Source organism: Vibrio maerlii (genome assembly GCF_003415655.1).
Classification (GTDB): domain Bacteria; phylum Pseudomonadota; class Gammaproteobacteria; order Enterobacterales; family Vibrionaceae; genus Vibrio; species Vibrio maerlii.
In genome coordinates, this window is record NZ_QRHC01000002.1 from 74,106 (window position 1) to 100,993 (window position 26,888).

Annotated in this window: 26 protein-coding genes and 1 riboswitch; of the genes, 7 read left to right on the forward strand and 19 right to left on the reverse strand. The window is 44.9% G+C overall.

All coding sequences use genetic code 11. The features are described from left to right. From DPF91_RS01215 to DPF91_RS01230, 4 genes are read right to left on the reverse strand one after another with little or no spacing between them, the layout of a single operon-like run. A complete protein-coding gene (locus tag DPF91_RS01215) occupies positions 1 to 351 on the reverse strand; it encodes a protocatechuate 4,5-dioxygenase subunit alpha (RefSeq protein ID WP_117232618.1) in 351 nt (116 codons plus the stop codon). Further along, a complete protein-coding gene (locus tag DPF91_RS01220; protein WP_117232619.1) occupies positions 352 to 1,230 on the reverse strand; it encodes an amidohydrolase family protein in 879 nt (292 codons plus the stop codon). It lies immediately after the preceding gene. 26 nt (positions 1,231 to 1,256) lie between these two features. After that, positions 1,257 to 2,324, reverse strand: coding sequence for a 4-oxalomesaconate tautomerase (locus DPF91_RS01225; RefSeq protein WP_117232620.1), 1,068 nt, complete (start codon positions 2,322 to 2,324; stop codon positions 1,257 to 1,259). After that, the gene (locus DPF91_RS01230; protein WP_117232621.1) at positions 2,317 to 2,994 is read right to left on the reverse strand and encodes a 4-carboxy-4-hydroxy-2-oxoadipate aldolase/oxaloacetate decarboxylase; all 678 of its coding nucleotides are present in this window, start codon (positions 2,992 to 2,994) and stop codon (positions 2,317 to 2,319) included. The genes DPF91_RS01225 and DPF91_RS01230 overlap by 8 nt, the downstream gene beginning before the upstream one ends. A 354-nt stretch (positions 2,995 to 3,348) precedes the next feature. Here DPF91_RS01230 and DPF91_RS01235 point away from each other — a divergent pair, with 354 nt between their 5' ends. Further along, complete coding sequence (locus tag DPF91_RS01235) at positions 3,349 to 4,188, forward strand: shikimate dehydrogenase family protein (protein ID WP_117232622.1); 840 nt, start codon at positions 3,349 to 3,351, stop codon at positions 4,186 to 4,188. Between the two features lie 14 nt (positions 4,189 to 4,202). Continuing rightward, positions 4,203 to 4,646, forward strand: a complete 444-nt coding sequence (aroQ, locus tag DPF91_RS01240) for a type II 3-dehydroquinate dehydratase (RefSeq protein WP_117232623.1) — start codon at positions 4,203 to 4,205, stop codon at positions 4,644 to 4,646. Positions 4,647 to 4,704: 58 nt separating this feature from the next. Here the strand turns inward: aroQ and DPF91_RS01245 are convergent, their stop codons facing one another. The 6 genes from DPF91_RS01245 to pobA form a co-directional block, all read right to left on the reverse strand. Beyond that, complete coding sequence (locus tag DPF91_RS01245) at positions 4,705 to 5,604, reverse strand: MBL fold metallo-hydrolase (RefSeq protein WP_117232624.1); 900 nt, start codon at positions 5,602 to 5,604, stop codon at positions 4,705 to 4,707. Positions 5,605 to 5,763: 159 nt separating this feature from the next. Then, complete coding sequence (locus tag DPF91_RS01250) at positions 5,764 to 6,171, reverse strand: bacteriohemerythrin (protein ID WP_117232625.1); 408 nt, start codon at positions 6,169 to 6,171, stop codon at positions 5,764 to 5,766. 12 nt (positions 6,172 to 6,183) lie between these two features. Beyond that, positions 6,184 to 7,470, reverse strand: a complete 1,287-nt coding sequence (locus DPF91_RS01255) for a TRAP transporter large permease (RefSeq protein ID WP_117232626.1) — start codon at positions 7,468 to 7,470, stop codon at positions 6,184 to 6,186. Next, the gene (locus tag DPF91_RS01260) at positions 7,467 to 8,066 is read right to left on the reverse strand and encodes a TRAP transporter small permease (RefSeq protein ID WP_241033734.1); all 600 of its coding nucleotides are present in this window, start codon (positions 8,064 to 8,066) and stop codon (positions 7,467 to 7,469) included. The genes DPF91_RS01255 and DPF91_RS01260 overlap by 4 nt, the downstream gene beginning before the upstream one ends. Then, positions 8,054 to 9,085: a TRAP transporter substrate-binding protein gene (locus DPF91_RS01265; RefSeq protein ID WP_117232627.1), complete on the reverse strand. Its 1,032-nt coding sequence runs from the start codon at positions 9,083 to 9,085 to the stop codon at positions 8,054 to 8,056. The genes DPF91_RS01260 and DPF91_RS01265 overlap by 13 nt, the downstream gene beginning before the upstream one ends. A gap of 336 nt (positions 9,086 to 9,421) precedes the next feature. Further along, positions 9,422 to 10,633, reverse strand: a complete 1,212-nt coding sequence (pobA, locus tag DPF91_RS01270; protein ID WP_117232628.1) for a 4-hydroxybenzoate 3-monooxygenase — start codon at positions 10,631 to 10,633, stop codon at positions 9,422 to 9,424. 115 nt (positions 10,634 to 10,748) lie between these two features. On the opposite strand from pobA, the gene DPF91_RS01275 reads away from it, so the two are divergent. Beyond that, on the forward strand, positions 10,749 to 11,657 hold the full coding sequence (locus DPF91_RS01275; protein WP_241033735.1) for a helix-turn-helix domain-containing protein: 909 nt from the start codon (positions 10,749 to 10,751) through the stop codon (positions 11,655 to 11,657). Between the two features lie 354 nt (positions 11,658 to 12,011). Here DPF91_RS01275 and DPF91_RS01285 read toward each other — a convergent pair whose 3' ends face one another. The 6 genes from DPF91_RS01285 to DPF91_RS01310 all read right to left on the reverse strand — a co-directional run bounded on the left by DPF91_RS01285 (position 12,012) and on the right by DPF91_RS01310 (position 18,753). Next, positions 12,012 to 13,835, reverse strand: coding sequence for a bifunctional sugar phosphate isomerase/epimerase/4-hydroxyphenylpyruvate dioxygenase family protein (locus tag DPF91_RS01285; RefSeq protein WP_117232629.1), 1,824 nt, complete (start codon positions 13,833 to 13,835; stop codon positions 12,012 to 12,014). Between the two features lie 10 nt (positions 13,836 to 13,845). Beyond that, positions 13,846 to 14,916, reverse strand: a complete 1,071-nt coding sequence (locus DPF91_RS01290) for a Gfo/Idh/MocA family protein (protein WP_117232630.1) — start codon at positions 14,914 to 14,916, stop codon at positions 13,846 to 13,848. A 45-nt stretch (positions 14,917 to 14,961) separates the two neighbouring features. Next, positions 14,962 to 15,888: an AEC family transporter gene (locus DPF91_RS01295; RefSeq protein ID WP_117232631.1), complete on the reverse strand. Its 927-nt coding sequence runs from the start codon at positions 15,886 to 15,888 to the stop codon at positions 14,962 to 14,964. 9 nt (positions 15,889 to 15,897) lie between these two features. Continuing rightward, a complete protein-coding gene (locus tag DPF91_RS01300; RefSeq protein ID WP_117232632.1) occupies positions 15,898 to 17,163 on the reverse strand; it encodes a TRAP transporter large permease in 1,266 nt (421 codons plus the stop codon). Positions 17,164 to 17,172: 9 nt separating this feature from the next. Beyond that, entirely contained in the window at positions 17,173 to 17,673 is a 501-nt protein-coding gene (locus DPF91_RS01305) for a TRAP transporter small permease (protein ID WP_117232633.1), read from the reverse strand. A gap of 75 nt (positions 17,674 to 17,748) precedes the next feature. Continuing rightward, entirely contained in the window at positions 17,749 to 18,753 is a 1,005-nt protein-coding gene (locus tag DPF91_RS01310; RefSeq protein WP_117232634.1) for a TRAP transporter substrate-binding protein, read from the reverse strand. Positions 18,754 to 19,175: 422 nt separating this feature from the next. Between DPF91_RS01310 and DPF91_RS01315 the strand changes: the two genes are divergently transcribed. The 4 genes from DPF91_RS01315 to DPF91_RS01330 all read left to right on the forward strand — a co-directional run bounded on the left by DPF91_RS01315 (position 19,176) and on the right by DPF91_RS01330 (position 23,439). Continuing rightward, positions 19,176 to 20,393, forward strand: coding sequence for a LysR family transcriptional regulator (locus tag DPF91_RS01315; RefSeq protein WP_117232635.1), 1,218 nt, complete (start codon positions 19,176 to 19,178; stop codon positions 20,391 to 20,393). A gap of 118 nt (positions 20,394 to 20,511) precedes the next feature. Beyond that, positions 20,512 to 21,438: a DUF1932 domain-containing protein gene (locus DPF91_RS01320; protein WP_241033736.1), complete on the forward strand. Its 927-nt coding sequence runs from the start codon at positions 20,512 to 20,514 to the stop codon at positions 21,436 to 21,438. Positions 21,439 to 21,470: 32 nt separating this feature from the next. Further along, on the forward strand, positions 21,471 to 22,424 hold the full coding sequence (locus DPF91_RS01325) for a Gfo/Idh/MocA family oxidoreductase (RefSeq protein WP_117232637.1): 954 nt from the start codon (positions 21,471 to 21,473) through the stop codon (positions 22,422 to 22,424). A 4-nt stretch (positions 22,425 to 22,428) separates the two neighbouring features. Next, positions 22,429 to 23,439 (forward strand): aldo/keto reductase, encoded by a 1,011-nt coding sequence (locus DPF91_RS01330; RefSeq protein ID WP_241033737.1) that lies wholly within the window; start codon positions 22,429 to 22,431, stop codon positions 23,437 to 23,439. 71 nt (positions 23,440 to 23,510) lie between these two features. On the opposite strand, the gene DPF91_RS01335 is transcribed toward DPF91_RS01330, so the two are convergent. The 3 genes from DPF91_RS01335 to DPF91_RS01345 form a co-directional block, all read right to left on the reverse strand. Continuing rightward, the gene (locus DPF91_RS01335) at positions 23,511 to 24,575 is read right to left on the reverse strand and encodes a hypothetical protein (RefSeq protein WP_117232638.1); all 1,065 of its coding nucleotides are present in this window, start codon (positions 24,573 to 24,575) and stop codon (positions 23,511 to 23,513) included. A gap of 32 nt (positions 24,576 to 24,607) precedes the next feature. Then, positions 24,608 to 24,690: riboswitch (cyclic di-GMP riboswitch) on the reverse strand. A gap of 193 nt (positions 24,691 to 24,883) precedes the next feature. Next, positions 24,884 to 26,374 (reverse strand): tripartite tricarboxylate transporter permease, encoded by a 1,491-nt coding sequence (locus DPF91_RS01340; protein WP_117232639.1) that lies wholly within the window; start codon positions 26,372 to 26,374, stop codon positions 24,884 to 24,886. An 8-nt stretch (positions 26,375 to 26,382) separates the two neighbouring features. Further along, positions 26,383 to 26,829, reverse strand: a complete 447-nt coding sequence (locus tag DPF91_RS01345; RefSeq protein ID WP_117232640.1) for a tripartite tricarboxylate transporter TctB family protein — start codon at positions 26,827 to 26,829, stop codon at positions 26,383 to 26,385. Positions 26,830 to 26,888 lie beyond the last annotated feature (59 nt).

Genomic DNA, 26,888 nt, shown 5'->3' on the forward strand with positions numbered 1-26,888 from the left:
CTATTTCCCTGCCTCTACCAACATTTGTTTGAATTCTTCTACTGTCATACCTGTTTGCATCGCACCGATGTCTTGCATATTAAGACCTAACATACCGACAAACTTCGCTAGATAATAAATACTGCCACCCTGCTCAATTAGGCCCAGCACATCACGTTCACGAATCGCTGTTTTCTGCGCTTCTGTAAGGCCGAATTTGTCGCAATAAGCCATTTCATCAGCTGAAAACTCATCTCGACCCGCTTTCTCATTGAGCGTGTGACACATCTTGTTGAGTCCATAGCCCTTGCGCGCCATAGTGCCGTCAAACATGGTTGTACCTGGGATCGGTTTATTATTTAAGTAAGACATTTACACACTCTCCGGCCAATAAAGTTTCATAGGATTAGTAACAAGTAGCGCCTGCTGCAGCTCTGGGGTCGCTGCAATTTTTGGAATCACATCCACCAAGTGACCATCATCTGGCGTGTGAGATTTCATATTTGGATGTGGCCAATCGGTGCCCCATAGCACGCGCTCGGGAAATAGCTCCACCAGCGTCTTCGCAAATGGCACCACATCTGAGTAATCAGGCGGAGTTTGAGTTAAACGCTCTGGGCAGCTCACTTTGCACCAAATGTCTGGGTTGCGCTCCATTAGCGAGATGAACTTGCCAAATTCTTGGCTATCAACCCCTTTAGTCACATCTGGGCGCCCCATATGATCGATAACCACGGTCATGTTGAGCTCTTCTAGAAATGGAGTGACGTCATCGAGATCTTGAGCTTCGAAATAAACCACAACATGCCAGCCTAATGGGCGAATCTTTTCAGCAATCGCTTTTAACTTTTTAACCGGAACGGTATCAACTAAGCGCTTAACGAAATTAAAACGAACACCGCGAACACCGGCTTTATCCATCAATTGAAGTTCTTCATCGGTCACGGTTTCATCCACAAAAGCAATGCCTCGGGCAAGCTCACCGGCCGTTTCTAATGCATCTACCAGCGCTCGGTTATCCGTGCTATGGCACGATGCTTGAACAATGACGTTACGACTAAAGCCAAGGTAATCACGCAGTGCGAATAGCTGCTCTTTTGATGCATCACATGGCGTGTACTTACGAGCTGGCGAGTAAGGAAACTTCGCCGCTGGGCCAAACACGTGACAATGGCTGTCTACTGCACCTTCAGGCACAACAAACGTTGGTTTACTCGGATTAGGGTGAAAGGGTAGGTAATCAGCGTCCATTCTTCTTCCTTGTTATTTTTATCAGGCTATCGTCCAAACACTTCCCCATCAAACAGCTTGCGCGCTGTTCGAAGGATAGCTGCGGACTTCACTTTATTCTCTTCAACATCTAACACCACACTCATCTTGCCAATCGGGTGTTCAACATCGATTTGTATTTTTTGTTGTAGATCTACGCTCGCAAGTTCACTAGCGGGCGCATTCGGTAGAATACATGCACTCGCGACACTCACCGCACCGAGTACACCAATAGAGGCATGGCAACGATGAGGGATAAAGGTTCGAGTAGAGATACCACCGCCGTATTGCGGCTCACTGACCAATGACATCTTCGGGACGGACAGTTCCGACACATCACCGAGATCCATCAATGGTCCCGCTTGCAAGCGAATCGACTCTAGACGCTGTTTCAGCTCTATATTTGCATCAAGTTGCTCGCGAGATTCGTCACCCGTCAGTTCAAAGTCTTGGGCTCTCAGAACAACGACAGGCATACCATTATCAATCAATGTCACTTCAACGCCATCGATCACATCTTTTTCATTCCCCGTTGGAAGCAATGCCCCACATGTGGAACCGGCGGTATCTTCAAAGCAAACGGCAATTGGGGCTGCAGTATTCGGTACACCGTCTATCTGACAGTTTCCTCGATAATCAACTTCACCATTGGGGGTTTGCACGGTCACGGTTGCGACTTGTTGCGTGTTCTCCATAAAGATTCGCACTGAGGTTTCCCCCTCTTGTGCTTTAACCAATCCACGCTCTATCGCGAAAGGTGCAACGCCAGCTAAAATGTTGCCACAGTTTTGCTTACTACTCACGAGAGCTTGGTCAACAAATACTTGTTGAAATAAGTAGTCGACATCGACGCCTTCACGTTTTGAAGATTCGACAATCGCAACCTTAGACGTCAGTGGATCTGCGCCACCAATACCATCTATTTGTCGAGCATCGGGTGTGCCCATGATAGACAGCAAAAACGCTTCTCTTTGCTGCTCATCAGAAGGCAAATCTTGGCGAAGGAAATAGGCCCCTTTTGAAGTGCCTGAACGCATCCACATGCATTTCGCACTTAGCGGCTTAGTACTAGACATACTTCAAACCTTTCTCAGCAAGACGTTCACGCATTTGGTAGATGTCGAGACCCAGCTCTCCATTCGCTAGGCGAACACGTTTGGCTTCTTCGCGTTCTATGCGAGCCAGTGATTCATGAAGAACTTCTTCTGCTTCTTCGCGACGAACCACCACCACCCCATCTTCATCTGCTACCATGATGTCACCAGGGTAAATCAACGCACCCGCACAGTTCATTGGTACGTTGACAGAACCTAACGTTTCTTTAATCGTGCCTTCACTAAATACGGCTTTAGACCACACTGGGAAATTCATCTCACGCAGGTCACGAGTATCACGGACACCACCTTCGATAATTAACCCCACCACACCTCGAGCTTGAGCGGATGTAGCAAGTAGGTCACCGAAATATCCATGATTTGATGGAGAGGTTGGCGCAAAAACTAAGAAATCCCCTTCTTTGGCTTGTTCAATTGCAACGTGCATCATCCAGTTATCACCCGCAGCCCCTGAAATGGTTAGCGCTGAGCCCGCCACTGCATCACCCTGAAAGATTGGACGCATGTAGTGCGCTAACAACCCTTTGCGACCTTGCGCTTCATGGATAGTTGCGACACCGCATTGGCGTAAGCCTTCGACCAATTCCTTGTCTGCACGTTTGATGTTCTGAACGACTACGTTGTTTTCCATTAGGATTCCCTTCTTCAGCTTTTAAGCGACTAAACACGCCATGACCCATTATTCAAACAACGTTGGTTGCTTTCTGTCAGCTCGAGACCTCTGACGGTCGCTTTGAGCTATCATTTATCGTTGTTCTTGGTAGATGCAACTACTCTACGACTATGCGCATCAACGCGATATTTCAATTATTTCTCACGGTATAAGTTTTTGAGATAGGCAACGCAATAACACCTCACAAGCTGAGTGGCGCAAGCCCCGAATATTCTAGATTCTTCAAAAATTGAATGGGTGTTAAAAAAAAACAATTATCGTCAGAAAAAAGCATTTGGTAGCGTGAGAACAAATAACGATAAGGAATGAACCATGATTCAATGCCGACTAATAGGACAGAACATCCAACGTTCTCAATCTCCAGCTTTCCATAACGAACTCGCCGCCAAGCTATCCATCGAACTCAACTACGAGCTTGATGAGTTCAACACGAACTGCACAAAGACTTTGACTCAACATGCTTATCAATTATTTGAAGATGAAATAGATTCGGCCAACGTCACCTACCCATATAAAGAGCAGATACTGAACGTCGCGGATAAAGTTGATCATTCTGCTGAAAGAGTGGGTGCGGCAAACACCTTAGTAAAAGAACATGGAAAAATCGTCGCTTACAACACCGACTACAGTGGCTTTATAACGGCATTCAAACAATTCGGCCAATCAAGCCCTGGGAACGTGGTGTTGCTCGGTTGTGGTGGCGTTGGAAAGGCAATCTGTTTCTCGCTTGCCGATCTTCAAGCGACACATATCGCAATATATGACCGAGATCTAACTAAAATGAATAGCTTGGCAACACGTCTTGCTGAAGCAGGCATTGATGTCATATGTTTGAAGGATTCTGAATTAGAACAATATGTTAACAAAGCTGACGGTGTATTGAATTGCACGCCTGTAGGGCACTATCAAACACCCGGCTGCCCAATCAATCCAAAATGGCTAAAGGCACAAAAGTGGGTCTTCGATGCCGTCTATATCCCACATGAAACAGAATTTATCTTGGCCGCTCAAAATCAATCGATTGATTGTTTGAGTGGTTTCGAGCTCTTTTTCCATCAAGCGAACGACGCCTTTACTCTATTTACTGGTATCAAGGCTTCAAGTGCTGAACTCAACAACTTTAAACAAATACAGCTTGCTAAATTACGTTAAGGACAACAGAAACAATGAAAAAGCTCTTAATACTCAACGGACCAAACCTAAACCTACTCGGCACGCGCGAGCCGCAACAATATGGCTACGAGACTCTACAAGATGTTGAAGATAACTGTCGCCGCGTTGCTGCAGAATACGGTTATGACGTGGAGTGTTTTCAAAGCAACACTGAGGGCAGCTTGATTGATGCCATTCACGAAGCGGGCCGCTCATTCAATCAAGGAGAATGTGCCGGTGTCGTATTTAACCCAGGAGCATACACACACACGTCTATTGCTCTCCACGATGCAATCAAAGGCGTTGAAGTGCCGGTCATCGAGGTTCATATTTCTAATGTTCATGCGCGTGAATCTTTCCGTCACCACTCTTACATCTCTCCAGTGGCAGCAGGAACCATAATTGGAATGGGTACTAAAGGCTATAAACTGGCGATTGATTTCTTACTCGAAAAATAACGTCACTCAAAGTGAATAGTTAAAAGGGGCACAACGCCCCTTTTCTGTGTTCGTGCTCTTAGAATCTATCCAAGTCATTGCCGAGAATGACTTCTCCCGGATAGTTAGCCTGTACCTCCCCGAGTACGCTGTCGATAGGTGCTGAATAATGCAAGATGTGACTCAACACCAATTTCTTCGGTTTCGCTTTACTCGCAATATCCGCCAGTTCAGAGGTTAATGTGTGACTGGTCGAGTGGTAGTTCTGCCAGAACTCAGGAAGCTTAGATAGCCCCTGCTCGCTAATCACCTCATGAACTAACACATCTGCCCCCTTGGCGATATCCACCATACGCTCTGAGTAAGCGGTGTCGCCACTAATGACCACCACTTTGTCCTCTGTCGTTACGCGATAAGCAAATGCTGGTCGAATATCGCCATGAGGAACGCGGAAAGCTTCAATTTTTACCTTATCATTCTCGTAGGCTACCGTATCTTCCACGTACTCCTTGACGTTCACTTGGTAGAAGGTTGGGTTCTTAACTGGCTGTTTTCCTGAAGTACGCAATCGAATATCTACTGACACCATATCGTAGTACCCGTTGATGAACTTCTCGGTTCCCACAGGTCCATATAGTGACAGCTTCTCATCGCGTCGCCACCAATACGTGGCCGCGAGCTCAGAAGCATCTAGGATATGATCGCTGTGCAAATGGGTAATAAACACATGTTTTATGTTGGTTGGATAAAGAGCGTCTAACTGATATTTCTCTGCGGCTTCTATCGCGCGTTGTACCATACCGCCACCAGCATCAAAGATGTATGCCTCGCCATCAACAATGACCGCGGTTGAAGGCCCACTTCTATCGGGGTCTGGCACCGGAGTTCCAGTTCCTAGTAGCAAGACTTCAGTTTCAGCAAGTGCGGACGTTGAAACGAGAAGCGCCAATACTGCGCTTTTCATCATTGATTTTATCATTGGTATTTCCTTATTTTCTGATAAGAACCTATCGCCTCTTTGGGCTTTTATTTTGTGGTTCGAGCGTTTTGTTAGGCTTAAATTTCAGATAAAAGAAACCCAGCCTTTGCCACACGGAGCAAAAGCTAGGGTGAAAGAAAATATATAAAAAGGATTGGGTTAGCTGGCTTGCTTTTGTTCGAGGATAAAGTCTCGATACTTCATATCTTCTTGCAAGATATGCTCTCTTAACCAGCGTTGTAGGTAGCTATTCACCGCATCCCCAACAACAAATGGGCTCTGAGGAAAACGGGCATACATCTTCCGTATCGTCGTTAGCCATTCAACAAACTCCTCATGTTGAGCGAGATGCGCTTCAACACCAGGAAAGTCGAACTTACGCATGTGTTCTTCTTCTTTTGAGAAGTGCTCTTCGGTATAGCGCGCCAACTGGTGAAGAATATTATTGATGTAGCCGTGAGTCATGCTCGCGTTGCTCAAATCATTGATCAATTCAAACAATCCAATGTGGTCATCATCAATGCCTTGATCACCAACGCTGAGGTCATCAGTCCATAAAGCAGTCATGGTGTGATACTCCTATAGTAATCCGACAGCCAAAGCTGGGAATGAAATGATCAATGCAAGGCGAACGATATCTGACATGACAAACGGCATTACCCCTTTGAAGATCTCCTTGATTGGAATATCCGGTGCGACCGATTTAATGACAAACACGTTCATTCCCACCGGAGGGGTAATCAAGCCAAGCTCTACGGTAATGACCGCAACAATACCGAACCAGATTGGGTCGAAACCCGCAGCCTCAATCAATGGGTACACCACTGGCACTGTCAGCAGTAGCATCGCCATGCTGTCCATCACACAACCAAGCAATACAAATAGCAGCAATACACAGAACAAGATCATGTATGGCGACATTTGTAGACTGTCGACAATCTCTACCAAGGTGAATGAGATACGTGATACCGATAGGAAGTAGCCGAAGATCTCAGCACCAATGATCATGAAAAAGATCATTGCCGTCATGAACAACGTCTCTTCTACCGCTTCTTTAAGCCCTTGGAATCGCATTCCACGATAAATAGCAATAAAGAAGGTACCCGCTGCACCGACGGACGCGGCTTCTGTCGGAGTAAACAGACCAGTATAGATACCACCGATGATCAAAGCGAAAACGGCGGTGAAAGGCAGTAAACCTTTCAAACCCATCAGCTTCTCTTTCCACGTTGTCTTCTCACCTGGTTGTGCGACATCTGGAAATAGCGTGACCACAACCGCAATAGTCAGGCAGTAGAGCCCCAATCCAAGCAGACCCGGAACAATGCCCGCGATGAACATGTCACCTACCGATTGTTCGGTGATCAACGCATACAAAAGCAGTGCAATTGAAGGTGGGATCATGATCCCTAGGGTGCCACCAGCAGCCAGTGTTCCTGACGCTAACGACTTTTTATAACCGTTCTTTTCCATTTCAGGCAGAGCAACACGTGACATACTCGCCGCTGTCGCCATCGAAGATCCGGAAATTGCCGAGAAGATGCCACATGAGGTCACGCCAGCTAAAGCCATGCCACCGCGCCAACTACCAAACATCTTTCTAGCGCCATCAAACAGCTCTTGAGACATACGTGCTTTTGAAGCAAATACACCCATTAAGATGAACATTGGGATAGGGCTAAAGCTGTAGTTTGATAACGTTTCAAACGGACCGCCTTCTAGAATGGCCACCGCAGGCTCAAACGCCACTATAGTTGCAAAGCCGACAAAACCGGTCGCGGCCATGGCAAGCGCGATTGGCATACGCAGGCCAATCATCACCAACATACTCACGATACAGATGAGACCAATTACTGATTCACTCATGATGCTCGCTCCTGTCCGTTGTTCAGTACTAGGTTGATAGCCGTTAACAGTGCTGCAATTGCCAATACTGAGGTTGCAAAAGCACTCAAACCGTAAAGGTAAGATAATGGGATAAACAGATCTTGTGTGGTCTCGCCAGATTCATTCGCATATTCAATCGCATGGTAGAAGCGATAGCTCATGCCTGAACCAATCAGGGTAAAGCCAAGCATATAAAAGGCTTCCACCAGATTCTTAACACGATTGCTCCACTTCTCGGTAAAGAGGTCAACGATCACTTGTGAACGTCCCACCGCGTGTGGCAATGAGAACAGAACCACCGTTAGTAAGCCGTACTTGGTCAGCTCAATACCACCAATAAAAGTGAAGTCGACCGCTCCTTCTGTCATACCAAATACCGCTCTTGAGATGACGTCGACTAGAGTAATGAACATCATGCTGACTAGCACAGTACCCGCAATGTAGTGCATCGCTAAAGTCAGCTTACCAAAGGCTTGGGTAATAAATTCAACAGCGTTAGCCAAACCACCAGAGGTATTATAAGTGCCGTCCCCCGAAGGGGTCGGCATAGTTGGTTGTGTTTTTAGATTGGACATGATTCAGATAACTCCAATGCACGAGAGTAGACAGTTTTAGCTGGTAAGCGCTTCTTCTCTAGCTTATTGAGGTAATCTTCTGTTGCTTTAGTCAGTACTGGTTTCCATTCTGGGTTTTCAATACCACCTTCAACGGTGTAAACCTCATGTCCCAGTTCTTCTGCTTGCTTACGACCTTTCACATCAATTGCGTCATATACTTTTGCTGCGGTATTTGCCCAATCAGCGCCTGAGTTTTTATCAATCACTTGTTGTAGGTCTTTCGGCATTCTTCGGTAAACGTCCTTGTTCATCGTTACCACGAATGCCAATGTGTACAGGCCACCAACTTCAGTATGGTGAGGAGTAAGCTCATTCAAGCGAAATGAAACCTGTCCTTCCCAAGGGAGTGTCACACCGTCAATCACACCACGTTGTACTGATTGGTACGAGTTTGGTGCTGGCATGCCGACTGGCTTAGAACCCAGACCTTCAAGAAGCTCAGCAACAACAGGGGTTGGGCGACGAATACGCAGGCCTTCTAAATCTTCAGGGGTCTTCACCAGCTTGTCTTTGGTATGGATATGACCCTGACCGTGGGTAAATAGGAACAGTGGATGGGTCTTGTTGTATTCTTTATTTATCAAGCCTTCATCGTACAAGCTTTGGATTACGCACGAACCATTAACTGCACTCTTAGCCACGCCAGGTAGCTCAACAATTTGCGTCAATGGGAAACGATTCGCTGTGTAGCCTTGCACGGTAGCCGTAACATCAGCGATACGGTTCGCAACAGCATCGTATTGTGCAGGTGGCTTAGCTAAAGTTGAAGATGGGTAGATGTCGACTTTGATTCGACCATTAGAGTCTTTCTCAACATTGTCTGCCCATACTTGGAAAATATCTTTATGAACACCTGAGACCGCAGGCCAGAAGTGAGAAAATCTAAGCGTGTATTCCGCATCTGCAGCAACCGCTGGGGCATGTAGACCGATAGCAGTACAAAGCGCTAGTGTCGCTTTCATTATGTTCTTCTTCATTGATACATCCTTTTATTCACGTTCTCAGTTATCGGCAATCGGTTTATAATTATTTGCCGTTTCTTATGTGTATTTATCAAGCAGTAAAACATTAGCAACTTGTTGAGAATTTAAACAATTCATATTAAAGCTCGGGTATTCAGTTTTGATATAACTCAACAACTTAAAATGAGAAAACTTAAACTAAGCACCTGATAAAAAAGTGAAAAAACAAACTCATTGCACTAAAGAATTAAAAAACAAAAGCACCGAACCTAGAGTCCAGTCACAAATTGTGCCTTACTCTAAACTCGGTGCTTGTGCTTGATTTTCAAACACTCATTGAGCGTGTTTTTATTATTTTAATTCTTCATAATCGAGGCCAACATATTGGTCTGCGATAATCTTTTGGCCATGAGGTTGAGTTAAGAAATAATCCAACTCAGAACCCATTAATTTTTCGAAAATGCCACCTTCTTGGCTGGCCAGCTCTGACTCCCCGAATTCATGCAGCATATTAGTCATCCACCAAGAGAATCGCTCACCATGCCACACGCGACGTAAACACACCTCAGAGTACTGAGCAATACAGGCCAAATCACCTTCCTTGTACACTCTTGTGAGCACTTTATATAAGGTCGAAACATCAGAGGCCGCTAGGTTGAGACCTTTCGCTCCTGTAGGTGGCACAATGTGCGCGGCATCGCCGACTAAGAATAAACGCCCAAACTGCATTGGCTCACAAACAAATGAGCGCAATGGCACAATGCTCTTTTCAATGCTTGGGCCTGTCACTAGTTGCTCGCTTGCCTCTTTTGGCAAGCGCTGTTTGAGTTCATCCCAAAAACGCTCGTCTGCCCAATCCTCTACTTTTTCAGTCAGTGGCACTTGTAGGTAGTAACGTGAACGAGTTTCTGAACGCTGACTTGCCAATGCAAAGCCGCGCTCGTTCTTACAGTAAATCAGCTCATCACTGACTGGTGGCGTATCACTCAGTAGGCCAAGCCAACCAAAAGGATACACTCGCTCGTATTCATTTCGGATAGAGCTAGGGATAGTTTGACGTGAGATACCATGGAAACCATCGCACCCGGCAATAAAGTCGCAGCTCAGCTGATACTCTTTGCCTTGATGGGTAAAACAGATGGTTGGTGACGAAGACTCCACATCCTCAATGCTATTAACTGGAGAATCATAGTAAGTTTGCTGACCGCTCTCTTCACGTGCTTCCATAAGGTCACGCGTAATTTCAGTTTGTCCATAACAGGTTACAACCTTACCACCCGTCAATGACTGCATATCAATTCGATATTGCTGATCTTGGTCACTAATAACAAAACCGCTATGTACGTGACCTTCTTCTGTCATACGCCCTGCACATCCTGCTTCCTCAACAAGATCGACGAACCCTTGCTCTAAAATCCCAGCACGAATACGCGATAAAACATGATCACCAGAAGAGCGTTCAATAATAATATTTTCGATGCCTTGCTTGGCAAGCAGTTGACCAAGAAGCAAGCCTGATGGACCTGCACCGATGATTGCAACTTGAGTGGTTAGCCTTTCCATAATTTTGATCCCTGTATGATTTACTGACCTTACTATCCTCTATGATTGAGGTTGGATTTCCCATTCACTAATCCGCAACATTCTTGTACTTTTTCGTCATCAGGGAGAAAATGACGTGTCGATTCAAATGCAATCCATCCCAAGGTTCAGCCTTTATGGTGAAGACAAAGATCAAACAGATTCTGAGTTTATTCATATAGAATCGATCGCAACACGCAGTGAGTACAGTGCATGGGTCATCAAACCTCATCGGCATGGGAAATTGCTGCAAATTGTATTTATTGAGCAAGGCCATGCTGAGATAGAATTAGATAACCAACAGATATCAGTAGAACGACCATCTGCGATTATCGTCCCTCCTAATGCGGTTCACGGCTTCCAGTTTACCCCTTCCACTCGTGGCTATGTGCTGACTATCGCAGAGCCTATTGTGAATCAGGCAACCCAATCTCGTGCCTCCGATTATTTACAAACACTCACCTTAAAGCCGCAGGTTGTCACCTTTGCGCAAGACTCTAGTTTTCTGCCGACATTAAGCCGACTGTTGGATGAAATGATGGAGGAGTTCGAGCATTACTGGGAAGGACGTCATCACATGATTGAGTGGGTGACGAAGATGATTTTAATGACGCTGTATCGTGAGATCGATCAGCAACAGTTATTGGATGATAAGTCTAATGAGCACAGCAAGTTCAATGAGTTCTGCCAATCAATTGAAGTCCATTTTCGCCAACACTGGAGTGTAGAACAGTACGCCGATTCACTGGGAGTCTCTGTTTCAACGTTGAACCGCTTATGTAAACAACATCGCGATACCAGTGCGAAAAAGTTTATCCATGAGCGCATGTTTACTGAAGCTAAGCGACGGTTGCTCTATACCCAAGCGAATGTCGACCAAATCGCCTTTCAACTCGGCTTTGAAGACCCGGCTTACTTCTCTCGTTTCTTCAAGCGCAAAGCAGACATCAGTCCCAAACAATATCGCCAAACGAACCCATTCAATACCGAATACCGCACTCAATGAGACTAGGGTCTGTTGACCTTTCGAGGTTAAATTTTGTTCGAGATAAAATCGTTTTAGGCACGGCAAGAGGTGTGTAGCCTAGTCACTCTAAGTAAATACCTCTTAACAAAGCATAAAACGATTTTAGCCGAACCCTTCGGGCAGCGTTTGTGCTTCATTTCTACTGCGTTATCGGCTTCTCATGTAGGCTAGCTACACATCAAAGCCTCTGCCTTGTAGAAATTTCCCACAAACTGCTGCAAAAACCAGCTCGAAAGGTCAACAGACCCTAGATACAAGGTATGTCGACCTAAAATACGCTGACACAAAAAAACACCTGCCAACTGACAGGTGTTTTATTAGAGATTTCTTCGATCAGTCTTGGTAAGACTGAGAAGCTAATCGAATGAAAGCATTCGTTTCGCCGTACTTCTTGTAGTCTCCGACTCGTTGAACAACCTCGAAGAATAAACCATTCACTTCTTTGGTGTAGAAATGGAAGAAGCTACCCGTATCATCCTCTGTGTATAGGATGTTGTCTTGCTTCAGCTTGTCGATAAGTTCATCGGAGAGATCATACTGAGCCTGAATATCTAGATAATAGTTATTCGGGATCTTGAGTTGATAAATCGGCGATAAGTTCTCAGCTGCAAGGAAGATGTCTTTACACTCAATCGCGATCTGATTGATGCTCGCCCCGTTTGAATCATTCAAGAAACGCTGCGCAGAAGTACGCTTAGCACTGGTACTGTTGAGCGCGATCTTGATCTTTTCATTTGGGCTCTTGATCGTACGGCTGGTAATCAAACCATTGATATCAGGAAGATCAAAACTCTCTTCAGGTACAAAGCCAAAGATAGATTTGTAGAAGAACATATTCGATAACAAGGTCTCTGGAGAGACGACTTGGCCAATGTGATCGACTCGAACAAAGTTGTCATTAACTGCCGTTTTATCAGCAACTTGCTCAAAGTCGACATCGTAAAACTTGTTAGCTTGGTTCTCATCCAATAAATGAATCATCAACTGACTAGAGCTCTTCAAGGTTGGAATATCCAACTCATTCTCTTGTCGAGCTTGGAAGATAGCAGGGCTGTTATAGCGCTTTGCCAGCTCGACCAAACGATCGGAATCTTTGGTCAACACACCAAGCGCACACACCGACTCACCGTGCCCTTCAAGGTAGGCTTGAGCGTTGCTGTTCTTTTCGTAGTTGAAGACAAAGTTCACATCACCCACTTGATAAAGATCGACATTCTTACTCTTATGGCAATGGGTTTTGTAAAAGCCAAGAGACTCAATGACATCTGTGAAAGGGTTGTTGTCGCGCTCATTAACCGCAAACTCGATAAAGCTCAAATCGGAGACGCTTGGCGCTTCAAACAAGTTATTGGTTTGGTCTTCTAGCCACTTCAAAGAACGTACACCATCAACAGCTTTTTCTCGCGGAGAAGAAGCTCTGAACTCATCATTAAACACCTCGTGAGAGAGATAGTCGTCATAGCCTTTGTCTTTAAGCGTCTTAACAAAGTCAATCACAGGGAAGTCTCCCTGGCCAGGGAAACAGCGGTAGTGGCGGCTGTATTGTAGGATATCCATCTGCATCTTCGGTGCATCAGCTACTTGCACTAAGGCAATTTTATCAACCGGAATATCGTTACGCAGCGTATCCAGCGTGTTACCGCGAGCGAACATGTGGAAGGTATCAAGTACGACACCCAAATTTGGGTGATCAACCATCTTCACCAGATTCCATGCATCATCGTAATCGGCAATATGACGACCCCAAGCAAGCGCTTCGTAACCCAGTTCCATATCCTCGCGCTTGGCAAGCTCAGCTAGGGCATGCAAATCTTCAGCACAGCGGTCAAGGTTATTGGTCGACAGTGGATTCACGTTGCTGCACATCATCATGCGCTTTGTACCCAACTGGTGCGCAAGATCCATCTTGCGCTCCATCATTTTGTATTTTTTCTGACGCAGTCCATCGGGCATGCCCTCCATGTCACGGAAAGGCTGAAGAACGAGAATCTCTAACCCCATGCTATCGGCGATACGCTTTACATCGGCGGCAGAACCACGGTATTGAGTCAAATCATTCTCGAAAATCTCGATAGCATGAAAACCCGCCTTCGCTGCGGCGTGCATCTTCTGTTCAAGTGTTCCGGATAGACAAACTGTTGCGATTGAATACTTCATCCCTAACTCCTTAATTAACTAATGCAGTCACGTCTTGAACAGGCACATACTGCTCAGATTCTGTCGCTTTGATGATTGCGTCGATCACCAACAAGTTTTGTAAGCCGTCATAAATGCTCACCTTTGGTTGAGTCTCTTCACCACGAATTAATGCACAGAAGTGCTCAAGTTGACGTTTTAACGGGTCTTCACGAGTCACAGGCTCTTGGCGCTCTTCCATCGCGTTCCACCAAGATGGTGTCACTCCTTGTTTGAACGACTTAACCTGCATGGTTGGAATCGACAATGAACCATTCGTACCTGCAACGTGATAGCAGTCTTCGGTTTCATAAGTTGCGTAGGATTTGTTTTCTTGAGAGGTTTGCTCCCAACTACGTGGGCTTGCAGAAGCATCGGACAACATGAAGGAACCCATAGTCCCATTGGCAAAACGCAGCGACATCACCGTGGTATCTTCCACTTCAAAACCTCGAGTCACATTGGAGTTCATCGCTTGAACACCAACAATGTCACCCACTAAATGACGCAGGTTACCGATCTCATGGATCATATTGATGAAGATTGGGCCCCCACCTTTCACCTTGCGCCACTCACCTTCATCAAAGTAGTAATCAGGCTTATAAAATGCGGCGCTACCCATGATGGATACCGTCTTACCTAACTCTCCACTGTCGATAATAGACTTGGCTGTTTCTAGCAATGGGCTGTATGCACGATGATGACCCACCAGCATTTTGGCCTCTTCACGATTCGCGTGTTTTAACAGTTCAATAGCATCGTCGATGGAATCCGTCACAGGCTTTTCGACAATCGCTGGAACACTAGCATTGATACATTCATGCGCTTGGATTGCGTGCAGTTTGTTTGGTGTCGCAAGGATCACACCATCAGGTTTATCTTGAGCAAACAGCTCTTCCAAACTTGCGTACACTTTTACACCATACTCATCTGCAATCTCTTGCGCCGTAGGGAAAGGGTCTACGATTGAAGCTAACTGAGTTTGAGCATTTTCTGCAATCAGCTTAATGTGAGTTTTACCAATCAAGCCCGCTCCAGCGACAGCAATTCTAACTTGTTCCATGTTCTGACCTTACTTTTGTTCGCACACTTTTGCGCATGCTTATATTTATGATGTTGTTAGTGAGATGATGACTGACAAGGTAATGCCCGACGCCATCGTCGTTAAAATTAGGGTGTTGAGACAAAATCGTTGTTGTTGGTAGATCCCACCTAAAATGGGGTATATCGAAAGCATGGGAGATGCAGAGAAGATCAATAAAACGTACTTTAGCTCCCCTTCAACTGGTAGCAACATCAGCAGCCCCAGCGTCACTAAAGGGAAGAGAATCAACTTCATTGACGACACAAAAGCCATTCTTCGATATTGTTCAAATTTAAGTGATTGACCAAGCGATCCACCTATTGCAAATAACGCCAATGCAACGGAAGTTTTCGCAAAAATGGATACCCCTTCAGTCATAAATCTTGGTAATGCGATGCCGGTTATGTTCAGAGATAAGGCAAAGACAATCGCCAAGATAATTGGATTGCGACCTATTCGTCCTGCTACTTTCAATAACTGATCTTTGAGTGTTGATGCCCTGCCTTGAGAAAACTCCAGAAGCACTAAACTCAGCGGTATGAAAACGATGTTCTCCACCAACACGCACATTAAAAACGCTTCGATGTACTGTCCGTCATAAAGAGACAAGACCACGGGAAAACCAATGAATGCACTGTTTGGCATCCCACTACCTAGCCCATTGATAAAGCTTTCCGTCCAGGTTGACTTCATCACTATTCGACTAAACGTAATCGCTAGTAGCTTCACGCTGAGCCCAGCCAATGCGTAAACAACAACGAAGTTCGCGTTAATAATCTGACTAAGCTCAATGCTCGCTAAGCTCGAAATGATGACCGCAGGTAGCGATACATAGAGGACGAACTTGCTGACATCAGCGACGAAGTGCTGGCTAAATAAGCCAATTTTGGTCGTAAAAATCCCTGCCACTACAATGAAAATGAGTGGCAGTAATACGTCTAGTACAAACATTGTTCTGCTCTAATACCCGAATAGGTTCGGCAAGAAGAGCACGCTTTGCGGCACGAATGTAATAAAGAACAACACCACAACTTCGAGCAAAAACAGTGGAATCACTTGTTTAGATATCGCCGCAATCCCGACATTCGATATGGTATTGGCAACAAACAAGCAGATACCCATTGGCGGAGTAATCAAACCAATCATTAGGTTGAAGATAACCACAATGCCAAAGTGAACAGGGTCGATACCAAAACTCATTGCAATCGGATGGAAGATCGGGATGAGGATCAACATTGCTGCAATACCCTCAAGGAACAAACCCACCGCTAGAAGGATCAAGTTCACCATAATAAGGAACATGATTGGGTCTGAGATTGTGCTCAACACCTGCTGACTGATGTATTGAGGTACACGCGAGAAGGTTAATAGCCAGTTTGCTACCGAGACCACCGCAATCAAGATCAATACAATCGATGAGTCACGCATTGAACGCATGAAGACTTCAGGTAGATCTTTAATCGAGATCGTTCTGTAGAAGAACATACCGACCGACAGCGCATAGAACGCAGCGAACGCAGCGGCCTCTGTTGGCGTCACAATACCCATCAGGATAGAGCCCAAGATGAAGATTGGCATGGTCAGAGGAACAAATGCTTTCACTAGCGCTTTGCGACGGCTCGTGCGTTCTGTGGTGCTTACGATCTTATGCTTTGTTGCGTAGAAGAATACAAAAATAGACAACGCAATCGCAGATAAAACTCCAGGAACAATACCTGCTAAGAAGAGCGCTGGTACCGAAACGCCGCTAGCAATTAGGGCATAGATGATGACTGGGATACTTGGCGGAATCATCGGGCCAATCACAGAGGAGGCAGCGGTGAGCGCTGAAGAAAACTCTTTGTTATAGCCTTGCTTTTCCATTTGTGGAATGAAGACGCGGCCCAGCGCTGAGGTATCAGCAACTGCTGAACCAGAAATACCGGCAAACATCACCGAAGACCAGATGTTTACTTGTGCTAAACCGCCACGGAAATGACCCACTAGAGCATTAGCGAAATCGATAATACGGTTGGTAATGCCACTCTTGTTCATTAGCTCACCAGCTAAAACAAACAAAGGAACGGCTAGGATAGAGTATGAATCTAATCCACTAAAAATACGTTGAGCAACAAGGCTGATAGAAATTGGTGTGCTCGTTACGTAAAACGACATTGCCAAGATAATGGCGAAGACTAGCGGGACACCGAATACCAGCATCCCACCCATTAAAGCTAAAGATGGCATAGTAAATCCTTATACGTCGCTCTGAGAAAGTGTTGAAGCTGGGGTAACTTGGCGTCTTGCGAATTTCACGTGACTTGCGAGTCGCAATGTCGCGGCTACGAACAAACAGATACCGCCAACGATAAGGGCAGATTGAAAGTAAGACATACTTAAACCAATCCCTGGGGATTCAATGCCACCACGTTTAGCAACAAACAAGTACGCTGAATAAGTCATAATGACTGAGCAGACAAGGACAGAAATGTCGACAAGCACTTCCAAAGCTTTTTGGAAGACGTTGGATTTGATTGAATCAAGAACCGCAAATTTGATGTGCAATCCTTCTAGATAACAAAGAGAAGTACCAAACATCACACCGTAGATCATCGAATACTTACACAGCTCTTCGCCCCATAAGATTGATGTATTAAAGAAGTAGCGTGAGATGGTCGTCACTAGCATTACAGCAAACAACACGAAGAGTGATGAACCTGCACAGAACGCTAATAGTTTTTTATATTGTTCCATCATGATTCCCTTTCTCCTTGGGAAAAGAACCGCAACACCGAAAGCCCTGAGTATCTTCGATGCTGCGGAAAGTGGATTTTACTTAGTCGCTGCGTCTACAGCTTGAAGTGCGCCATCGATCCATTTCGAATCTACAGTGCCTTCCAACCACTTAATCACTGCTGGTTGTGTTTGATCGCGGAATGCTTTTTGTTGATCAGGCGTCAATGAAGTGATCTTCATACCTTTTTTCGCCAGAATTTCTAGACCATCCGCTGAGTTCACTTGCTGAACAGCACGGCCAACCGTACCCGCCACATGTGCTGCGCGGTCAATAATTGCACGGTCATCCGAAGACAGTCCTTGGTAGAAATCGTCATTCATCAATAAGAAATCTGTGCCATAAACGTGGCCATCGAGTGTGATGTACTCTTGAAGCTCATAGAACTTGTTCGCACTGATTACACTCACTGGGTTTTCTTGACCATCAATAACACCGGTAGTCAGAGCAGCTGGTACTTCCGGGAAAGCAATTGGCGTAGGCTCAGCTTCTAGTGACTTCAATAGCTCAACGTATAATGGTGTTGTCATCACACGAATCTTCAATCCTTTTAGATCCGCTGGCGTTTTGATTTCGCGTTTTGAGTTGGTGAAGTGACGGAAACCAGTCTCACCGTAAGCCAAGTTACGCAAACCAGTTTGTTTTAAACACTGCTCACTGAGCTGCTGTCCAAACTCGCCATCGAGGACTTCCCAAGCCACCGGAGCTGATGGGAAAAGGTATGGTATTTCAAGTACATTGGCTTCTTTACATAGCTTTGAGTATGCGCCAGAAACCATAGTCATGGTCAGCATGCCCTCTTGTGCCGATTGCAGTAGCTCCGTTTCACCACCAAGCTGACCTGATGGATAGATATTCACTGCTATGCGGCCGCCAGATTCTGCTTCTACGATGTTTTTAAACACCTGCGTTGCAGCACCCTTCTTCGAGATCGTCCAATCTTGTGAATCTACGTGACCGATAGTGATATCGATGTCTGCAGCTAATGCGCTTGTTGAGCAAGCAATTGATAGGGCTAGTGATAGTTTTGTTATAGTTTTCATTATGCTGAACCTCCTGTTTCATTGCCGATAAAGCTATCACCAAGAATTAACAATTGAAAATTCACTTACTGAAAGTATTATTCAAAAATTAGATAACACATGAAAACAAATACGCCTGACGATATAATTTATTAACATAAAAACAACAACTTGCATTGATAAATAATTAATAACTACCATCAATAAATTATTCACACCGAAAATACACTGCTCTTACAAAATTAGAGAAATAAATCACACTTTAGAAACAATATATTGTTCTACCCTTCATAGAATATCGGATTTTCGATACTAATAGATGAAACAACAAGGGCTAGAAGAATTTAGAACCACATAATAAATAGAGTCCGAACTCTAAACTTCCATTTTTTTCGAACTATGCCTGCTATATCGATTTATTCAGCCGTTCTCAGGAAATCAGTATGTTTAATATTCCCAACCTACGTCATTTAAGAGCCATTTCTGAAGTTGTTCATACCGGTAGCATTAGTAAGGCATCCGATACTGTTTTCTTATCTCAACCTGCTATTACACAGGCGATTTCTAAATTAGAGAAGTCAATGAATAGCGAATTATTTGAAAGAACAAGCGATGGCATGACGCCAACGGAGCAAGGAACAGCCTTTGCTTTTCGTATTGATCGCGCGTTAGAAAGTATTAGTCAGGGGATTGCTGATGCAATTAAGATTGCGACCAAACAAAGAAAGAACAGTGTCCAACGTTATCTATTTAATATCACAACAACACAATTAAAGGCCTTGGTGGCGGTGGCAAATGGACAGAGTTTTACTGAGGCCAGTCGGATACTCGAGGTGTCGCAATCTTCGGTTTACCGCGCTTCAAAAGACCTTGAAGACACCCTTGGTTTCACTCTATTCGAAAAGACCAGTAACGGTATCGCCCTCAGCAAAGCTGGAGCGGCATTAGACAAGGCAAGCAAGCTTGCTTTTGTTGAAATAAAACAAGGACTTGATGAAGTAAACTTACTCAGCAACCGTCACAGCAGTGTGATTACCGTTGGCTGCTTACCTTTAGCTCGTACCTGTTTATTACCAAGCACTATCAACGAGTTTTCTGAAGCTTACCCAGATTGCCAAATTCACGTCATTGATGGACCATATAAAGATCTTCTCAACCACTTAAAGTACGGTGAGATCGATATTCTTATTGGTGCACTTCGCTTCCCTGTCCCTAGTACAGACATCCGTCAAGAAACCTTATTTGAGTCGAAAAACATCGTCCTTTCACGTGCTGATCATCCTCTGGCTAAGAAAGCCGAAGTGAACCTAAAAGATCTGCAAGAGTCGAGCTGGGTTGTCTCTTCAGCAACCACGCCAGCACGTAAAATGTTCGAAGATATCTTCACTGAACAAGGATTAGATATACCGAATCGTTTGGTCGAGGCTAGCTCCCAAATGCTGGTCAAGGAACTGCTTCTCGGTAGCGACCGTTTAACCCTACTTTCTCAACATCAAATCAGACGAGATCTAGAAGAAGGCCACCTAAAAGAAATATCTTTTGATGGAAAGGACCAATCTCGCCCTATTGGGTTAACTGTTCGTAAGAATTGGTTTGCAACTTCTGTGCAGTCCCACTTCTTACAATTATTAAGAACTAACGGCGTTAAAATGACAGTGTAAATTGTCACTCGATTTTCAAAATTGAATACCCTTACACTTAAACTAATTATCGCCATATACCCTTAAGTGTTACTGTTCCAGCATAACCAAATACAACAAATGACAATAAAGGGTGGTTATGATGAGAATAAGCCGTGTTGCTTTCCTTGGCTATGGGGAGGTAGCAAAGACATTTGTTTCATCTTGGGGCGCAAAGGCACCACAAATTATCAGCGCGTTCGATATTAAAACTAACGATATATCAACGCGCCAAGAGAAGTTGCTGGAGTATATAGAACAAGGTGTTCAGGGAACATTTAGAGCTGAAGAAGCGATTCATAGTGCGCAGGTGGTCTTCTCTTTAGTCACTGCTGATCAAGCTGAAGCGGCATTGAAGGACGTACGTTCAGCGCTCGAACCAAAGCAAGTAGTGCTTGATTTCAACTCGTGCTCTCCACAAACCAAGAAGAAACTTGCAGACATAGTAACCGCTCAAGGTGCTGATTACGTCGATGTCGCGATCATGGCTCCCGTGCTTTCAACACAACCTAATATCCCCGTACTGCTCTCGGGGGAACGAGCACTTGATGCTAGCGAGCTACTCACCTCACTTGGGTTTAAAACCGAAGTCATCTCCAACCAAGTGGGCGATGCATCAAGTATCAAGATGTTGCGCTCAGTGATGGTAAAAGGGTTAGAGGCGTTGACCACCGAATGTTTGTTAGCGGCTAGAAAGTCTGGTGTAGAAGAGCACGTACTTAAATCACTAAACAAAACTTACCCTGGGCTAGCACTGCATGACTTAAGCCGTTACCACATGGAGCGTATGCTCAATCACGGTGAACGTCGAAATGCGGAGCTTCAAGAAGTGGCCGCCACCTTAAACGAGTTAAATATCAATCACTCTATGGTAAATGGTGCAATGACTTGGCATCAATCACTGGGCGCTTTACCTATTAATACCGATGAGCAAGCACTAGCTGAGCTCTCAGACCAAATAATTAAGCTTCTGCCGACTGACTATAAATCATCGACAGAGACCAATAACGAACAGTTAAAACTCTAACGATTAAACGCTTGAAGACAAAAGGAATGATTATGAAAGTGTGTGTAGTTGGCGCAACCGGCGCATTTGGACAAAAACACCTCGACGCTATCCGCAATATCGACGATGTGACAGTGACAGCGATGGTCGCACCTGAGCAAGATAAGCTTGATCAGCTGATCACCGACTATAATCAATCTGCTCAAGGTTACACATCACTGACAGAAGCACTTAAGTCTGACGACATTGATGCCGTAATCCTAGCAACGCCGACACAAATGCACGCCTCTCAAGCAATCGAATGTATGGAAGCGGGCAAGCACGTCTTGGTTGAGATCCCAATGGCCGATAACGTCGAAGACAGCTACAAAGTGGTTGAGACACAGAAGAAAACCGGCGTTGTTGCAATGGCAGGTCACACTCGACGCTTTAACCCAAGCCATCAATGGATACACAATAAAATTGCCGCAGGTGAGCTCAACATCCAACAAATGGATGTGCAAACCTATTTCTTCCGTCGAACAAACACCAATGCCAAAGGCGAACCACGCACATGGACGGATCACCTTTTATGGCACCACGCTTGCCACACCGTTGACCTATTTCAATACCAAACAGGTGAGAAAGCATCGAAGATTCAAGCACTGCGAGGGCCTATTCATCCTGAGCTCAACATCGCAATGGACATGAGCATCGGTATGAAAACACCATCGGGTGCACTGTGTACCTTATCTCTATCGTTCAACAATGATGGACCATTTGGTACCTTCTTCCGTTACATCTGTGATGAAGGCACTTACATTGCTCGCTACGATGACCTGTATGACGGGAAAGAAAACCCTATCTCTCTTGAAGGCGTTGCTGTTTCAAACAATGGTATTGAACTGATCGACCGAGAGTTCTTCGACGCTATCCGTACAGGTCGAGAGCCAAACTCAAGCGTAGCAAGCTGTCTACCAGCGATGGAGACACTGCATGAGCTTGAGCAACTATTAGAGCAGGATTAACACTATGGCGATGATTCAATTAGGTGAGCACTCACTTGCTCCAGTGGCATTAGGTTGTATGAACGTTTCCCACGCTTATGGCACGCCACCAAGCGAGAAACACAGTATCGAGCTTCTCAATCGAGCGCTTGACCTTGGCTACAATATGCTTGATACCGCAGCCCTTTATGGTTTTGGTGCGAACGAAGCCTTGCTATCTAAAGCCGTGGGTCATCGCCGAAATGAATTTTTCCTTGCCAGCAAATGCGGCATGGCGAAAGGCCCTGATGGTAAACGTGCGATCGATGGTCGACCTGAAACCCTGCGCCAAACCTGTGAAGATGCCTTGAAACGACTCAATACGGATGTGATCGACCTTTACTATCTACATCGCTGGGACAAGTCAGTGCCGATTGAAGAGAGTATTGGCGAACTGTCTCGTTTAGTGGAACAAGGTAAGATCCGTCACATTGGCCTATCTGAGGTATCAGCTAACACCATTGAGAAAGCACACGCGGTACATCCTATTGCCGCAGTGCAATCCGAGTACTCGCTATGGTCACGCAATGCCGAGATTGCGGTGATTGATAAGTGTAAAGAGATCGGCTCGGTATTTGTTTCTTTCAGCCCTGTAGGCCGAGGCATCTTAAGTGGTGAGCTGCGAAGCAACCAGTTTGAAGCCGGTGATATTCGCAATGCGATGCCACGATTCAATGAAGATAACTTTATGACCAACCTATCCGCTATTGATAAGTTTCAATCACTACTACCACTATTTGCTGAAGAAAATGCATCACTACCAAGCCCTACCCTAGCCCAGTTTGCATTGGCATGGACACGAGCAAAAGCACCACATTCCATTTCGTTACCGGGTACAACTAACCTGCAGCATTTGGAAGATAACTGGAATGCTCAACACTACTCAGTGTCGAAGCCATTACTGGAGATGATTGAGCGTGAAGTTCCTCAATCATGTATCAAAGGTGGTCGCTATAACGAGCCAACGCAAGCAGAGGTTGATACCGAAGAGTTTTAATCAAGTCCACTTAAGCCAATAAAAAACCCCAAGCGTTTGCTTGGGGTCTTAGTTTATAAAACTAAAGTGTATTAGTTCAGGTCAAGGCGAATGGCCATTGCTGGAGAAGCATTCTTATCTTTTGAGTAATACGCAGATTCGGTTGTACTCGCTTCACTTGTGTCTTTGGCAATCGCTGAACCATAAACCCAATACGTCTTATCTAGCATTGCATCACGAACAATGCCAAACGGGCGATCACCTAAACCTCTTAGCGTCCCATTATCATCTTCGTGGAATTGAATCCAATCTAACAGCTCGCCGTTTTCATCTGAAGCTTTAATATCTGAACGCTTCTTAAAGCTTCCCAAGACTTTAGCTTCGCTTACTGTCATATGTGCTTGTCGTTGGTTTTTACATGCGTCGTTACAAGAGCTATCGTTTTCTCTTTTCATAGTCCAGTACACTGGAATACGCTCGCCATCAGCAAAGTAATAGCTTTCTTTATTAAAATTAATATGCTCCTTCGCTTCAATGTAACCAACGATTACATTGTCCAAAATGTCGGTTGGTACGGCCTTAAATAAATGCTTACCATTTCCTTTAATGAAACCTGGTACATCTAACTTAGCTGATAGGTCTACTTTGTTTGAAGGCTTTGCAGGAACATAACGGCCATTAATGTTTACATACACAACAGGTACATCATATTTGTTACCATTAGAGTCTATAAATTTCTCATTGAAGATCGCTGCATGACCTACTGATGCATCTTTTGCATGTTTGTAAGTCTCATTCGATAGCTCGAATGGGAGTTCGAAAGACTCAGCTAGCTCACGTCCACCAGTAGCACGTACATTTACGGATAACTCTTGAGACTCTATTGAACCCACACCGTAACCAAGTTGAGGAATCAGGTCATCAAAATAGGAAGATTCACCTGTAAACTGAAGAGTTTTATTGTACTTTTTAGTCTTGTTCCCAACTTCGTATCGAGTCTTAATATGCATGATCACATTAACATCACCAGCCGGTGTTGTATCCATGTGACGGATTGAGCCATTTACATCTGATGCGTATGTTTCGATTGTTGCAGCTGAAGCAGTACCAAAAGTCGTAGCCAATAACGTTGCGATTAATGTAGTTTTGATTTTCATTATATAAATAACCTAAGCCAGATTTAGTCTTACCCAGCAATGCAGCCCACACAGTCCGTAGATGTGTGCTGTCACTTTGCGTCCCAACCTCACGATTGGTTTGCCCTTAGGATCATTTAATTCGAAAGTATTACATCATAAGTGTGACATTGGTTCCACTCAGATAGAACTTAAGTGCCAATAAAAACATCATTCACAACATCCTATTAACTGTTTTTACAATTGCGATCACATTCCGTACATTGCCTCAAATAAAAAATCCCACTAACAACATCGTTATTAGTGGGATTCAGTTTTGGTAAGTTTAGCTAAGCCTTCGCTTGCATCTGCTTTTTCTTTTTCATCTTCATTGTTGAGTAAACAGAGAAGATAGCCAGTAGAACAAATGCCAATGCGATTGGGCGCTCGTAGAGGAATGACCATGAGTTGTCATACATTAACAAGGCTTTACGCAGGTTAGTCTCTGCCATTGGGCCAAGAATGATGGCGAGTAGTATGGGTGAAGATGGAATTTCCAGCTTACCAAGCACAAAGCCCAGCAGACCAAAGCTGATCGCAATACCCACATCAAACATTGAGTTGTTGATCGCGTAAGCACCAACCACCGATAAGAAGATAATGATTGGGATCATCAGCATCTTAGGCACTTCGATAATTCGACAGAAGAAGCGGATACCCACTAAACCAACGATAAGCATCACGATGTTTGCCACCAGCATAGAGCTGAACACGCCGTATACAACGTCTGGGTTCTGAGCAAATAGCAGTGGGCCTGGAGTCAAGCCTTGGACAATCAGTGCACCAAGTAGTACCGCTGCAACCGCATCACCAGGAACACCCAGAGTTAGCAGTGGAACCAACGAACCACCGGTTACGCCGTTGTTACCCGCCTCTGCTGCGGCCAAACCACGAACAGAACCTTTACCAAATTCGTCCGGATCTTTTGCCACGCGTTTCGCTTCATTGTAACAAACAAATGCAGATATATCGGCACCCGCACCTGGTACGGAACCAATAGACGTGCCTAATGCACCACTTTTGATTGCCGTTGGCATCATGTCTTTCAGATCTTGTTTACTTAGCAGCTTGTGATCAAACTTACCCACTTCCGCCTTCTTCTCTTTCAGGATCTTTTCGATCTGGTTCAGAGCTTCAGACAGTGCAAACAGGCCTATTAGGACAGGGATAACATTGATACCACTGTAGAGATCCATCACGCCGAAGGTAAATCGAGGCACGCTGCTGATAGGGTCTAAACCGACAGTCGAAACCAACAAGCCAATGGTACCTGCTAATAGACCTTTAAGGATATTCTGCGAAGAAACGCTCGCAATGATGGTTAAACCAAATAGTGCCAAAGCAAAGTACTCTGGTGCATTAAAACGTAGTGCGAAATTAGCTAGCAGTGGTGCAATCGCGATGAGAACAATGGTACTGATTAGACCGCCAGTAAAAGACGCAACCGCCGAGATACTCAAAGCTCTCGCGGCTTGCCCTTTGGCCGCTAAGGTGTGACCATCCAAAACGGTTGCTGCCGATGCCGGTGTACCCGGTGTTTTAAGTAGTATTGCGGCAATAGAGCCACCGTAAATACCACCGATGTAAACACCAATAAGCATAACAAGTGCGGCAGTGGGTTCCATACCAAAAGTAAATGGTAGCAATATTGCGACACCCATTGTTGCCGTTAATCCTGGTAATGCACCAAGAACAATACCACCCACAACACCAAAGATTAGGACAGGAAATACCGCAGGGCTAAACGCGGTCAATAAGCCATTGATTAAATGCTCAAACATATCCCCTCCTAGTAAAAGACGCCTTGTGGTAGGGCAATATAGAACACCTCACCAAACAAGTAATTAACGCCAAGTACAAACGCAGTGGCAACAATGTAATACAAAGGTTTTTTCACTTTGAAGAACACTAAGTAGGCAAAGAAAGCCAACAAGCTTGCGAACAGGTACCCAATAATTTGAATCACAACGGCGTAGGAAACAATGAAAGCAATACCAAAGAGTGCCATTTTGCTAAAAATCGCTTTTTGCTCTTCATTCACACCAGACTTCATCTTGTGCTGAATAATCAATGCAATACAAAGAATAATCTGAGCGATAGCGATAACGGTTGGAAAGAATTTGGCATCTACACTGGCATCTTGAAAGCGAGGTTCTGCAAATTGACCAATGAAGAAAAGAACACATGCACTAAGCACGATAATGAGAGATGGGAAGACAATATTTCTATTGATCATAATGCTCACCCTATAAAGACTTCTAAGGGATGGAGCCTCCCAAACGAGAGGCTCCTAAA

Coding starts and splice junctions, on each gene's coding strand:
- DPF91_RS01220 (WP_117232619.1), bottom strand. CDS start 1,230: ATGGACGCTGATTACCTACCCTTTCACCCTAATCCGAGTAAACCAACG.
- DPF91_RS01265 (WP_117232627.1), bottom strand. CDS start 9,085: ATGAAGAAGAACATAATGAAAGCGACACTAGCGCTTTGTACTGCTATC.
- DPF91_RS01330 (WP_241033737.1), top strand. CDS start 22,429: ATGGCGATGATTCAATTAGGTGAGCACTCACTTGCTCCAGTGGCATTA.
- DPF91_RS01315 (WP_117232635.1), top strand. CDS start 19,176: ATGTTTAATATTCCCAACCTACGTCATTTAAGAGCCATTTCTGAAGTT.
- DPF91_RS01230 (WP_117232621.1), bottom strand. CDS start 2,994: ATGGAAAACAACGTAGTCGTTCAGAACATCAAACGTGCAGACAAGGAA.
- DPF91_RS01305 (WP_117232633.1), bottom strand. CDS start 17,673: ATGATGGAACAATATAAAAAACTATTAGCGTTCTGTGCAGGTTCATCA.
- DPF91_RS01225 (WP_117232620.1), bottom strand. CDS start 2,324: ATGTCTAGTACTAAGCCGCTAAGTGCGAAATGCATGTGGATGCGTTCA.
- DPF91_RS01340 (WP_117232639.1), bottom strand. CDS start 26,374: ATGTTTGAGCATTTAATCAATGGCTTATTGACCGCGTTTAGCCCTGCG.
- DPF91_RS01325 (WP_117232637.1), top strand. CDS start 21,471: ATGAAAGTGTGTGTAGTTGGCGCAACCGGCGCATTTGGACAAAAACAC.
- pobA (WP_117232628.1), bottom strand. CDS start 10,633: ATGGAAAGGCTAACCACTCAAGTTGCAATCATCGGTGCAGGTCCATCA.
- DPF91_RS01290 (WP_117232630.1), bottom strand. CDS start 14,916: ATGGAACAAGTTAGAATTGCTGTCGCTGGAGCGGGCTTGATTGGTAAA.
- DPF91_RS01345 (WP_117232640.1), bottom strand. CDS start 26,829: ATGATCAATAGAAATATTGTCTTCCCATCTCTCATTATCGTGCTTAGT.
- DPF91_RS01320 (WP_241033736.1), top strand. CDS start 20,512: ATGATGAGAATAAGCCGTGTTGCTTTCCTTGGCTATGGGGAGGTAGCA.
- DPF91_RS01235 (WP_117232622.1), top strand. CDS start 3,349: ATGATTCAATGCCGACTAATAGGACAGAACATCCAACGTTCTCAATCT.
- DPF91_RS01300 (WP_117232632.1), bottom strand. CDS start 17,163: ATGCCATCTTTAGCTTTAATGGGTGGGATGCTGGTATTCGGTGTCCCG.
- DPF91_RS01335 (WP_117232638.1), bottom strand. CDS start 24,575: ATGAAAATCAAAACTACATTAATCGCAACGTTATTGGCTACGACTTTT.
- aroQ (WP_117232623.1), top strand. CDS start 4,203: ATGAAAAAGCTCTTAATACTCAACGGACCAAACCTAAACCTACTCGGC.
- DPF91_RS01245 (WP_117232624.1), bottom strand. CDS start 5,604: ATGATAAAATCAATGATGAAAAGCGCAGTATTGGCGCTTCTCGTTTCA.
- DPF91_RS01295 (WP_117232631.1), bottom strand. CDS start 15,888: ATGTTTGTACTAGACGTATTACTGCCACTCATTTTCATTGTAGTGGCA.
- DPF91_RS01215 (WP_117232618.1), bottom strand. CDS start 351: ATGTCTTACTTAAATAATAAACCGATCCCAGGTACAACCATGTTTGAC.
- DPF91_RS01260 (WP_241033734.1), bottom strand. CDS start 8,066: ATGTCCAATCTAAAAACACAACCAACTATGCCGACCCCTTCGGGGGAC.
- DPF91_RS01255 (WP_117232626.1), bottom strand. CDS start 7,470: ATGAGTGAATCAGTAATTGGTCTCATCTGTATCGTGAGTATGTTGGTG.
- DPF91_RS01250 (WP_117232625.1), bottom strand. CDS start 6,171: ATGACTGCTTTATGGACTGATGACCTCAGCGTTGGTGATCAAGGCATT.
- DPF91_RS01285 (WP_117232629.1), bottom strand. CDS start 13,835: ATGAAGTATTCAATCGCAACAGTTTGTCTATCCGGAACACTTGAACAG.
- DPF91_RS01310 (WP_117232634.1), bottom strand. CDS start 18,753: ATGAAAACTATAACAAAACTATCACTAGCCCTATCAATTGCTTGCTCA.